General features: G+C 37.4%; 13 protein-coding genes. All 13 read left to right on the top strand.

Annotation, left to right across the window (positions count from 1 at the left end):
* Window positions 1-66 precede the first annotated feature (66 nt).
* The 13 genes from IGI49_RS03995 to IGI49_RS04055 all read left to right on the top strand — a co-directional run bounded on the left by IGI49_RS03995 (window position 67) and on the right by IGI49_RS04055 (window position 11,810).
* On the top strand, window positions 67-369 hold the full coding sequence (locus tag IGI49_RS03995; RefSeq protein WP_429963448.1) for a PTS sugar transporter subunit IIB: 303 nt from the start codon (window positions 67-69) through the stop codon (window positions 367-369).
* Window positions 370-382: 13 nt separating this feature from the next.
* Window positions 383-1,675 carry a PTS transporter subunit IIC gene (locus IGI49_RS04000; protein WP_429963449.1) on the top strand — a complete coding sequence of 431 codons (1,293 nt, stop codon included), beginning with the start codon at window positions 383-385 and terminating at the stop codon, window positions 1,673-1,675.
* A 12-nt stretch (window positions 1,676-1,687) separates the two neighbouring features.
* Window positions 1,688-2,575, top strand: a complete 888-nt coding sequence (dapA, locus tag IGI49_RS04005; RefSeq protein ID WP_429963450.1) for a 4-hydroxy-tetrahydrodipicolinate synthase — start codon at window positions 1,688-1,690, stop codon at window positions 2,573-2,575.
* 18 nt (window positions 2,576-2,593) lie between these two features.
* Window positions 2,594-3,514, top strand: coding sequence for a phosphoglycerate dehydrogenase (locus tag IGI49_RS04010; protein WP_429963451.1), 921 nt, complete (start codon window positions 2,594-2,596; stop codon window positions 3,512-3,514).
* A 15-nt stretch (window positions 3,515-3,529) separates the two neighbouring features.
* Window positions 3,530-4,174 (top strand): ribulose-phosphate 3-epimerase, encoded by a 645-nt coding sequence (rpe, locus tag IGI49_RS04015; protein WP_429963452.1) that lies wholly within the window; start codon window positions 3,530-3,532, stop codon window positions 4,172-4,174.
* A gap of 70 nt (window positions 4,175-4,244) precedes the next feature.
* Window positions 4,245-4,679, top strand: coding sequence for a PTS sugar transporter subunit IIA (locus IGI49_RS04020; protein WP_429963453.1), 435 nt, complete (start codon window positions 4,245-4,247; stop codon window positions 4,677-4,679).
* A 38-nt stretch (window positions 4,680-4,717) separates the two neighbouring features.
* The gene (locus IGI49_RS04025) at window positions 4,718-6,751 is read left to right on the top strand and encodes a BglG family transcription antiterminator (protein ID WP_429963454.1); all 2,034 of its coding nucleotides are present in this window, start codon (window positions 4,718-4,720) and stop codon (window positions 6,749-6,751) included.
* Between the two features lie 12 nt (window positions 6,752-6,763).
* Window positions 6,764-7,417 carry a fructose-6-phosphate aldolase gene (gene fsa / locus IGI49_RS04030; RefSeq protein WP_429963455.1) on the top strand — a complete coding sequence of 218 codons (654 nt, stop codon included), beginning with the start codon at window positions 6,764-6,766 and terminating at the stop codon, window positions 7,415-7,417.
* Window positions 7,418-7,454: 37 nt separating this feature from the next.
* The gene (locus IGI49_RS04035) at window positions 7,455-8,249 is read left to right on the top strand and encodes a triose-phosphate isomerase family protein (RefSeq protein WP_429963456.1); all 795 of its coding nucleotides are present in this window, start codon (window positions 7,455-7,457) and stop codon (window positions 8,247-8,249) included.
* Between the two features lie 180 nt (window positions 8,250-8,429).
* Complete coding sequence (locus IGI49_RS04040; protein ID WP_429963457.1) at window positions 8,430-9,263, top strand: transketolase; 834 nt, start codon at window positions 8,430-8,432, stop codon at window positions 9,261-9,263.
* A complete protein-coding gene (locus tag IGI49_RS04045; RefSeq protein WP_429963458.1) occupies window positions 9,247-10,167 on the top strand; it encodes a transketolase family protein in 921 nt (306 codons plus the stop codon). The genes IGI49_RS04040 and IGI49_RS04045 overlap by 17 nt, the downstream gene beginning before the upstream one ends.
* Window positions 10,168-10,371: 204 nt before the next feature.
* Entirely contained in the window at window positions 10,372-10,779 is a 408-nt protein-coding gene (locus IGI49_RS04050; protein ID WP_429963459.1) for a hypothetical protein, read from the top strand.
* Window positions 10,776-11,810, top strand: a complete 1,035-nt coding sequence (locus IGI49_RS04055) for a S66 family peptidase (RefSeq protein WP_429963460.1) — start codon at window positions 10,776-10,778, stop codon at window positions 11,808-11,810. The genes IGI49_RS04050 and IGI49_RS04055 overlap by 4 nt, the downstream gene beginning before the upstream one ends.
* Window positions 11,811-11,885 lie beyond the last annotated feature (75 nt).

Genomic DNA, 11,885 nt, shown 5'->3' on the forward strand with positions numbered 1-11,885 from the left:
TTCTTTTTAATTAAATTGGCTAAACTATAGATATAGCTAGCTAACAACTTGAAAGGATTGGTATAAATGACAAGAAAAATCAACATTCTTATCGCATGTGGGAGTGGAGTTGCCACATCAACTATAGCCTCCCAAGCAGTGACAGAAATATGTAAGACGTATGAAGTTAACGCAACTATTGAGACATGCAGCATGAAAACAATTGAAGATTCATCTCAGAATGCAGATGTCGTCTTATCTACAAATAGGTATGAGAAGGATTTAGGAAAACCCTATATGAGCGTAACTCCTTTGATTACTGGAATTGGTACAGATAAGTTGAAAGAACAACTGGGAAATCTTCTGAAAGATGTGGCAAACAAAACATAAGGAGGCGTTGTAAATGGCACAACTGACACACATTATTCAATCTATTCTGGCTGTAGGAGCAGTAGCCCTATTGCCACTAATGATTTTGGCAATGGGATTAATTTTTAAAATGAAGTTTTTGCAGGCATTGAAATCAGGATTATTGGTTGGTATTGGGTTTCAGGGATTGAGATTAGTCGTGAATTTCTTAGTAGCAACCTTGGAACCGATTATTAACTTTTATGCGGCCGAGGAAGGCTCTGGTTTTACAATCGTTGACGTTGGATGGGAGACATTATCCGCAGCTGCGTGGGCGACGAAATTTGCTGGCTTGATTGTACCGCTAGGGTTATTGTTAAATTTCGTTCTAATCAGAACAAAATTTATAAAGACGTTGAATGTAGATATTTGGAATTATTGGCATCTCATTAAATCGGCTGCAGTCTTATCCTTTGTTCTTACTTTTGCAGGAATGTCAGGTAAGTCAAATTACGTGGTAAGTGTAATTTTTGGACTTTTCTTATCAGTACTTGTTTGTTTCGTGGGTGACAAAATCGCACCTGCATGGCAAAGTTACTTTGGATTGGAAGGGACTACCTGTACAACGATTCTTCAGTTGGGAACTACTTTACCTATTGCCGTAGCAATCAATTGGATCTTAGATAAAATTCCAGGGGTCAAAAAAGTTGATCTATCCTATGACACTATAAATGACAAACTTGGCGGGTTAAGTGATCCAACAATTATTGCTTGTATTTTGGGAGCATTTCTTTCCATTATTACCAGACAATCATTAACAGTAACGATTCAAGTCGCTGTTGGATTAGCGGCTGTTATTACACTGACACCGAGAATGGTTAAGATGTTTATGGAAGGGATCAGTCCTTTGAGTACCGCAGCGCGTGATTACATGATTAAAAGACTTGGAAATGATGCAGATTTTCACATTGGTGTAGATATTGCATTGGGTGTAGGTAACCAAACGGCTATTACTGTATCAGCATTAATGATTCCTATCAGTGTATTCCTAGCTTTTGCTTTACCATTTAATCACTTTTTCCCCTTAGCATTCTTTGGCTCTTCTTTAACCTATGCAATGGCAACCGTTACTTTAGTCTCTCGAGGCAATATCTTCCGCTCGCTTATTATCGGGACCGTTTATATGGTTTTCACTTATTTTGCTTTCAACTACACCGCCGCTTTATGTACACAATTCGTTGAAAGCTCTGGAGTACTAGCGATCCAGGACGGGGTTCAAGTAACAGCTGGTGGTATGAATAACTTTATAGAAGTTATTCTGGCATTTATACAAAATATGATTAAGTAAAGGAGCAATTAAATGATAGACGGATTAATTACCCCAATCGTTACCCCATTTAAGCGAAATCAAGCGCAGGAAATCAACTACTCGGCGACCAAAAAGCTGATTGATCACTTAATTGAAAAAGGTGTAGATGGTATTTTTGCACTTGGTAGTAATGGCGAATTTAATGTATTAACGAATCAAGAGAAGATTAAGTTTGTAGAAAGAGTAATAGAATATACCGATAAAAGAGTTCCGGTATATGCTGGAACTGGGACCTGTTCTACAGTAGAAACAATCTATCTTTCCAAAGAAATGGAAAAACTCGGAGTAGACGGAATATCGGTCATCTCACCTTATTTTGTCACACTAAATGAAAACGAATTAGTTGAACACTATAAAGCAGTCGCTGAAAGTGTAAATATTTCAGTGATTTTGTATAACATTCCAAGATTAACAGGCAATCCCTTAACACCTAGTATTGTTTCAAAGCTAGCTCCTATTGAGAATATCGTCTGTGTTAAGGATAGCAGCAGAGACATGGAAAACTTGAAGGCCTATGTTGAAATTGCAAATAAAAATAATATGACGGTTTTAGTCGGATCGGATTCGGTTATTTTAGAGGGGATGAAGGCAGGTGCTGACGGGGCGATTGCTGGATTAAGCAATTTGTTAACAACGAACCTTGTTAAACTTTACAGAGCTTCGAAGAACAAAGACTATGTAGAGGCAGAAAAATGGCAAACGTCCCTTCAAACCTTGAGTAAAGTAAATAGAGCAGGAACAATGCCCTCCGTATTGAAACGTTCAGTTGAACTTGCAGATATTGCACGAGTTGGAGCTGGAAGACTACCTGTTCAAGAGCCAAGTACTGAACTGGATCAGGAAATTAAAGAGATGTTAGTGCATTATGAATTACTGTAAAGGTAAGTGGGTGAGAGAATGGGAAAAGTATTAGTTACTTCAAATAGTTTTGGTAAATTTAGCAAAGAGCCAATCGAATGGCTTGAAAAAGAAGGAATGGAAGTTTGTCTTAATTCTTATGGAAGACAAATGGAAGAACAAGAATTGATTCAGGCACTTACTGATGTTGAAGCATTGATCTTGAGTACGGAAAAAATTACTAAAAATGTCTTAGATAATTGTCCCAAACTAAAAGTCATCTCCAGATATGGCGTTGGACTAGACAACGTTGATTTGGATTATTGCAGAAATAAAGGAGTAATTGTATCCGTTACCAGTGGTGCTAATAGCAATGCTGTTGCGGAATATACGGTCACTTCCATGTTAGCTGCCTTGAAAGGTCTATGCTACTCCGCCAATGAGGCCAAAAAAGGGCAATGGACAAAATTAATGGGATTAGATCTAGCAGAAAAAACGGTCGGGGTTATAGGATTAGGGGCTATCGGTAAAACAGTCATCCAACGACTTTCAGGATTTGATTTAAATATTCTTGGGTTCGATCAATATTACGATGAAGAATTTTGTGAAAAGTTTCAAGTAAAAAAAGCCTCGCTAAATGAGATTTTCGAGACTGCTGACGTTATAACTTTTCATATCCCATCTAATTCAACGACGCCTATACTAAGCAGAGACAATTTTGAGAAACTAAAAAAGGATGTCGTTATTATCAATACGGCTCGAGCTAGTCTAATTGATTATGAGGCTTTATACGATTACTTGAAATGTGGAAAAGTATTTGCGGCAGCTCTAGATGTTCATAGTGACGAACCAACCTTTGATAAGAAACTAATGGAGTTAGACAATGTGATTTTAACACCACACAATGGGGCCTTAAGCAAAGAAGCAATCAATAGGACCTCGATGGCAGCAGTAAAAAACCTATTAAAAGCACTGAAATAAGAGGAGGGTTAATTTATGTTAGTAGCACCATCAATATTAAGCGCTGATTTTAGAGACTTGAAGAGCCAATTAGAAGAAGTAGAAGCAGGCGGCGCAGATTGGATCCATTTTGATGTTTTCGATGGAAATTTTGTAAAAAATATCTCTTTTGGGGTAGATGTATTAAAAGCTGTAAAAAAAGTTTCAAATCTGTTAATCGACGTTCATTTAGTCATCACTGATCCTGAATATTTTGTAGATGTCTTCATGGATGCAGGAGCGGATAGTATTACTTTCCACTTAGACTCAATGAATGATGTCGATCGTTCAATGGCGCTGGTAAAAAAAATCAAGGCGAGAGGAAAACAGGTTGGAGTCACCATCAGTCCCGAAATAGATACCGCAGATTACTTACCTTTTCTTCCTTATGTGGACATTGCTTTAGTAATGTCAATAGTCCCAGGCTTTGGCGGACAACCCTTTCAAGATTCGGCCCTTGAAAAAATAGCTTGGTTGAAAAACCAAAGACTGGAACATGGATATAGCTACATTATACAGGTTGATGGAGGAATTAACCAGACTACTGGAATGTTGTGTAAAGAGGCAGGAGCAGATTGTTTAGTGGCAGGAAGTTTTGTTTTTGGTGACAACATGGCGAAGGCTATTCAGTCGTTGAAGTAAGCGAATTGAAAGTAAAGGTGGTAGTTGTATTATCACCTTTACTTAATTAAAATGATGGAAGTGAGTGCACATGAAAATTCTATTAATCAATGAAGAAGTAGAAAATTGGCAAGATGCAATTAGAAAAACATCAAAAAAACTTTATGATGAAGGTTTTGTAAACGATGAGTTTGGCAATCAATGCATTGAAAGAGAAAAAAAATATCCTACCGGGCTAAATACGTTAGCCCCCATCGCAATTCCCCACACGGATTCTGATTTTGTTCATGAGTCTGCCATTTGCTTATTAAAACCAAGAAACAAAGTAAGCTTTGTTAGCATGGAAGATTCATCGACCAAAATAGAAGTAAACTACATTCTTAACTTAGCAATTAAGGATAATAAACAACAAGTACCAGTATTATCAAAAGTAATTGGTCTATTCAATGATACTGACTTGATTAATCATGTTAACGAAAAAGGATCTACGGTTTTGAAAGCGATCATTGAAAAGGAATTTAATTAATCTTGCCAATTCATCAATAACGATTGGGGACAAAAATAATGGATAATAGGAAAAGCGGTCTAATTGATGAACTCAAAAAAAATAAAATTGTTGATGTCGATTTGTTTTTAAAAGAAAACGACATTAGTTTCAGAACGTTGCAAAATGATGTCTTATTTATAAATGAGGAACTGCAATCTGACGTTGTTGAGTTAGACAAATCGTTTATTGTAGTGAAAAATTGGTCCCTTTTTTTTAGCCAATTAGAGCAAAATAATGAACAAACGGATGCCTTCCTTTACAAAATGAGCAAAGAAGAACGACAGATATTTGAAATTCTCTTCATATTAAGCAGCCCGAATTATGTAACCGGCAATGAACTTGCAAAAAAACTTTTTGTCAGCAGAAACACTATAACAAATGATTTGAAGCAGTTGAGAAAAGACTTACAAAATGAACAGCTTGAATTAAAATCAAAAACAAATAAAGGGTATAAAATTATTGGGGAAGAGAAGGTAGTCCGTAAGCTGGTTTATGTTCAGCTGATGGAAACATCGGTAGCTTTCAATGAGAAATTCAGAGAAATCATTTCCTCTATCTTCAAATTCACGGAAAATTCCCTAACAGAACTAAAATCAAAATTGATTGTCTTCTTCGATAAAAACCACATTGTGCTGAAAGATGATATGTTTTGGGCATTCATACTGTGTGTTCTTTTTAAGAAAGAGAGGATGACCGCAGGACAAATACTTTCTGATGAGCCATTAGAAAGCAATGAAGATCAAGTACTCATGAAAGCTTTCTTTGATGAAATTTATCAAACAAAGAAATGGTTGACTAACGGTGAGATGAACGATTTGAATGGGATGTTTAAATGGTTAAGCTCGGATAATGGATTTGAAATGAAAAATCACTATTACGTAGAAGATCAAATAAAAATATCCTCATTCGTTTGGGAAGTCTGCAAGGATTTAGATATCCTAGACGAAATTGAATACGAAAACTATGAGGTCTTATGCTCACACATTATTTCGACCGTTGAAAATATAAAAAAAGGAAACATTTCGCAAAAAAATCCGATTAGTGAAGAATTAAAGGCACTATATCCAGATATCTTTGAGGTAGTCAATCATCATATAGAGACGATTGAAAATATTGTGAGCAGAAGAATCAATGAAAATGATATTACCTACATTGTCATGCACATGGCTGTTATTGTGGAAAATCACGATAATTTCGACAGGAAACTTCGGGTAGCTTTGGTTTGTCCAAACGGTCGATGTGTTTCGATGTTTTTAAAGAATAGGTTATTGAATTATTTTAATGTGGAAATAAAAGATACGATCCCTGCCTATAAGCTGGACGCGCAACAAGGAATTGATTTGGTCATTTCCACAATTCCAATTGAGAAAAGCAAGTATCCGGTGGTTGTTGTGAACCAAATGCTTTTATCGAGCGATATGCAAAAAATCCGCAAATGTATGCGGCAAATAAATAAAAAGACAAATAAGGCTTTATTTCATCGTAACATTGAAAATTATGTAGAAGGGTACCAGCAGCTTATTAGCAATAATGCCAAATTAGAAGGTTTGGAAGAGCTAAATCGGCAATATAGTAACATGAAGGGGCCTTTTTTCTTTGATCAGCTTAAGAATGATCAAATGATGCTTGATGTTGAGACGAAGACCTGGCAAGAAGCCGTTAGAAAATCGGGAGAATTGCTAAAAGATAAAGGCTATATCAATCAAAACTATATTGACAATATGATTGATATTGTTGAAGAAAACGGACCGTACATACTATTCATGCCTGGATTTGCAATCGCTCATGCTTCACCCGAAGATGGGGCGAATGAATTGGGTGTCAGTATGTTGAGAATGAAAAAAAGTCTCTCATTCCAAGGCAGCGAAATTAAAATCAAATTTATCGTTTGTCTAAGCATTCCCGATAAGGATAGTCATGTTTTTTTACTGTATCAAATATATAAGTGTCTTACCAACAAAGAGCTATTTAACGACTTAGTAAATTGTAAAACTACAGAAGAAATCACCGATGTTTTAAAGGTATATGAGTTCTCACAAAAAAATAGATAGGAGTTTTATCATATGAAATTTTTCTTAGATACAGCGAACATTGAGGAGATCAAAAGAATTAATGATTTAGGACTAGTCGATGGTGTAACAACAAATCCTACAATCATTGCTCGTGAGGGAAAGGACTTTGAAACTGTGATCAAAGAGATTTGCAGTGTAGTCTCAGGTCCAGTTAGTGCGGAAGTTATTGCTTTAGATTCTGAAGGCATGGTTAAAGAGGCCCGGGACATTGCCGGTTGGGCTGAAAATGTTGTTGTAAAAATTCCAATGACAGAAGATGGCTTGAGGGCAGCGAACCAATTATCTAAAGAAGGAATCAAAACGAATGTGACCTTAATTTTTTCTGTGGCACAAGGATTAATGGCAGCTAAAGCAGGAGCTACGTATATTAGTCCATTCTTAGGCAGGCTTGAAGACATTTCGGGTGAAGGTCTTCAATTGATCAATGACTTGAGAAAAGTGCTTGATTTATATGGCTATCAAAGTGAAATCATTTCGGCAAGCGTTCGAAATATTCAACATGTGGAGAAGGCGGCTTTGGCTGGCTCTCATATTGCAACCATCCCAGGAACGCTATTCCCTAAGCTGTGGAGTCATCCATTAACGGATTCTGGTATTGAGGGTTTTATTAAGGATTGGGAAAAGTTTGAACAACAAACGAACTGATTGGTGAATCATTAGTGACTATTGGAGGTGTTTTAAATTGGAAGAAAGACAACCAATTGTAGTAATGAGCTGGGCAATGAGGCAAAATAGAAAAAAAGAAGCCCAAGAATTTGCAGCTAAACTTGTTCAATTAGTTGGAGAAGATCAAGGTGTTGAAAAAGTTCTATTCCCTTCTATGGGTATGATTACTTCAGTAGCAGAAATTACTAAATATTCAGTTATTAAATTAGGAGCTCAAAATATTGCCCCTGAAGCATACGGTATGTTCTCTGGAGAGTACTCGATTGATTCGCTTATTGATGAAGCTGGGGAGTATGTGGAATTAGGTCATTGGGAACGAAGAAGCATTTTTAAAGAAAGTGATGAATTGATTAACAAAAAAGTCTTATTGACATTAGATAAAGGATTGAAACTGGTAATTTGCGTTGGCGAAGAAAGTAAGACAGAGAATTATAATTTACTCAAAAGCAAATTATACCGACAGCTTTTTAATGATCTTTTTGAAGTAGATAAATCTCAAGCCCCAAAAATTGTCGTTGCCTATACTCCTATGTGGACTGTAGGGAAAACAAAAGCTGCCAATGTCCCACACATTCACAAGATAGCGAGTCTGATACGAGATATTTTACAGGATCTTTTCGGAGATGCAGCAGCACAAAAAGTGAGAATTATTTATGGTGGTTCTGTTAGTCCTGAAAATACCAAGCTTATTGTGCAAAATAATGAAATCGACGGCGTTTTTGTTGGTCGTTTTGGCAGCGACCCCCAAAGGTACGAAGAAGTAGTAAAAATTGTAGAAGAGAATCACCAAAAATGTCTAAGTTTTAAGTGAGTGTATTTGGGGATTAGCGATGCGTAGTTTCCCGCACTGATTCCAGATTATTTCGGTAATTATTCAATCTCATTTTAAATGTAATTAAAGCAATTTATGGGTGATTAAAAAAATATACAAGATCGAATTTATTGTCTGAATAAATAGAAACACTTTGTTAGCTAGAATGGAGGCGTTTGTATGAAAAGTGAGAAACTAAATGAAATTGCAACTTCTGCTCGAATCGATATCATCCAAATGATTACTGAAGCAAAATCTGGACATCCTGGAGGATCTTTGTCAATTATTGATGTATTAACGGTGCTTTATTATGAAAAGATGACGATTGATCCGAACCAGCCAGCTATGGAAAATCGTGATCGTTGCGTGTTATCTAAAGGTCATGCGGCACCCGCGCTGTATACGACTTTGGTAAATACAGGATTTTTCCCCAAAAAAGAATTAAGTAAATTACGGAAAACAGGAGAGATGCTGCAAGGGCATCCTGACATCAAAACAACACCTGGAGTAGATGCTTCTACTGGTTCGTTAGGACAGGGACTGAGCATTGCCAATGGTATGGCTTTGGTAGCAAAAATGAAACAAGACGATCATACAATTTATACACTCATTGGTGATGGTGAATTGCAAGAAGGCCAGATTTGGGAAGCCGCAATGAGCTCTGCTCATTACAATCTGGACAACGTGATAGCAATAATCGATCACAATGGGTTGCAAATTGATGGAACCAATGATGAAGTAATGAAGGTTAGGTCAATCAAGGAAAAATTTCAATCATTTAATTGGAAGGTGCTTGAGATTGACGGTCACGATTTTGATCAGATTTCCAAGAGCATTGATCAGGCCAAAGCAGTCAAAAATCAACCAACCGCTATTATTGCGAAGACGGTCAAAGGAAAAGGAGTCTCCTTCATGGAAAATAATGGGGGATGGCATGGTGCTGCGCCCAGTGCAGAAGAATGTGAAAAAGCTGTAAAAGAACTGAGGGGTGAACAAAATGAATTTAGCCACTAGAGAGGCCTTTGGAAGTGCGTTAGTAGAATTAAAGTCAAATGAAGAGGTGGTTGTTTTAGATGCAGATTTGTCCCATGCAACAAAGTCAATCATGTTTTCTAAAGAATGTCCAGATCGATTCTTTAACGCAGGCATATCTGAGGCTGACATGATGGGGATGGCCTCAGGACTGGCATTAAGCGGGAAAATTCCATTTGCTTGTACCTTTGCGGTGTTTGCAACCGGAAGAGCATTTGATCAAATTAGAAATTCTATTTGTTATCCCAATGTAAATGTCAAAGTTGTAGGAACACACGCGGGCATTAGTGTTGGTGAAGATGGAGGCACTCATCAGTCAATTGAAGACATTGCACTTATGCGCAGTTTACCCAACATGACGGTCATTCATCCCTGCGATGATGTCGAAGCCAGACAAGCAGTTTTGGCTGCTGCTGAACATGATGGCCCTGTCTATTTGAGACTAAGTCGAGTTGCAACCCCAACCCTCCACTCAGAGGATTACAAATTTGAAATTGGAAAAGGGGAAGTAATCACAGAAGGTAAAGAAGCTGCAATTGTAAGTACTGGCTTAATGGTAGCAAAAGAAGCTGCAGAAATATTGTCAAAACAAGGCATTAACGTAAAAGTGATCAACTTGCCGACAATTAAGCCGTTGGATCAGTCATTGTTACTTGAAACAGCCAATGAAGTAGACTATTTTGTGACAGTGGAAGAGCATACTGTGATTGGTGGACTTGGCAGCGCAGTGAGTGAACTGCTTTCTCAAAATAATCCTAAAAAGATGAGCATGATCGGAATTCAAGATAGCTTTGGTAAATCAGGAAATCCTGACGAACTTTTTGAAATCTACGGACTGACTGTGGAAAATATTGTTGAATCAACCAAAAAACTGCTAGGGAAATAGGTCGTATTATAGTTAGAATGAACGTCACATGCTCGCAATTATCGAAGCATGTGGCGTTCTTTTTAACCGAAAAGGAACACTCGGTGAATCTTATAAACGATAGTTTGCTCACTTTTAGATTTCGTTCAGCACATGAGTTTGAATAAACAGCAGAAAGAATTTTGGCGTATAATAGAATCAAACGAATAAAGAGGGAAGAGTGCGATGATGCCAAAAGTAGTTATTTCAGGAAGTATAGATTTTCAAACTGAATACAGGGAGCTGATCCGCCGCTTTGAATCTAAAGACTGTGAAGTTATCGATTACCCAAAACTAAGTAATAACTTGACCGAAGAATATCCAATCATTCTTTCCGATTATTTCAGAAATATCGAAGCAGCAGATATATTTTACTTATTGAACAAAGAAAAGAATGGAATAATCGGCTATATTGGTGCTGCCAGCTTCTCAGAGCTTGCTTATGCGGTCAGTCAAAATCTGATCCATGACAAACAGATCAATATTATTCTGGCAAAAAAGCCTTCTGAAAGTGTTCCCTGTTTCCCTGAGGTGGAATTATGGCTTCAGTACGAATGGCTGACAATTGATAGTGGAAAAGGAGGAAAAAATTGATTAAACCAAAAAGACTCTCACAAGGAGATACGATTGCACTCATTTCATTATCTGCTGGACTAGCTGGTGAAGCCCAGCTAGATTATCGCTGGAAACAGGCAAAACGACGACTAGAGAACTTAGGATACCAAGTGGTTTTGACGCCTAATGCCTTACAACAGTCAGATTATCTGCATGATCATCCCGAAAAACGAGCAGAAGATCTAATGGAGGCACTTCAGGACCCCAGTATAGATGCGCTTATTTGTATGATTGGTGGTAATGACACGATTCGCTTGCTGCCGTATATCGATTTCGACATTATTCGTAAGTATCCGAAGCTCTTCATTGGATATTCGGATACCACCATCAATCATTTTATGTTTCATCATGCTGGTGTTGCTTCTATTTATGGACCTTGTGCTTTGGTTGAATTCGCTGAAAATATTGAAATGCATGACTATACCTTGAACTACTTCTTGGATTTAGTTTCAAAAGATAACTTTCCATTATCAATTGAAAGTAGTCCTGAATGGACCAGTGAATTTTTAGACTGGTTCGAGCCTGCTAATCAATCTGTCAAGCGAAAAATGATAGCAGAAGTTCGCGGTCACGAATTCTTACAAGGAACACAAAAAGTCATAGGTCAGCTTCTTGGCGGCTGTCTGGACACTTTCCCTATGATGATAGGAACAAAAATTTGGCCGCAGACAAGAGATTGGCAGGGAAAAGTCCTTTTTCTGGAAACTTCAGAGATGCAGCTTGATCCTGAGATGTTCACAATTCTATTAAGGGGGCTGGCAGCTCAAGGGATTTTCAATCAGATTTCTGGAGTGTTAGTAGCTAAGCCTATGGGAGAGCTTTATTATCATGAGTATAAAGATGCATTACTCCAAGTGATCCAAAAAGAATGTGGGTTGTCTGATCTGCCAATCGTTTATAATCTAAACTTCGGGCATAATGCACCGATTATCAGTTTACCAATTGGTTGTGAAGTCAAAATTGATTGTCCTGCTCAAAAAATCATAGTGGTTGAGGGTCCCGTAATTTAGCAGTACTGCAGTCATCCGCAAATACAAGACTTAACATGATTCTTCTAAATAGCTCTGTCTAATTACTCCAAAAAT

The sequence above is a fragment of the Enterococcus sp. AZ071 genome, assembly GCF_050499065.1.
In the GTDB taxonomy this organism is placed as follows: domain Bacteria; phylum Bacillota; class Bacilli; order Lactobacillales; family Enterococcaceae; genus Enterococcus_A; species Enterococcus_A ferrettii.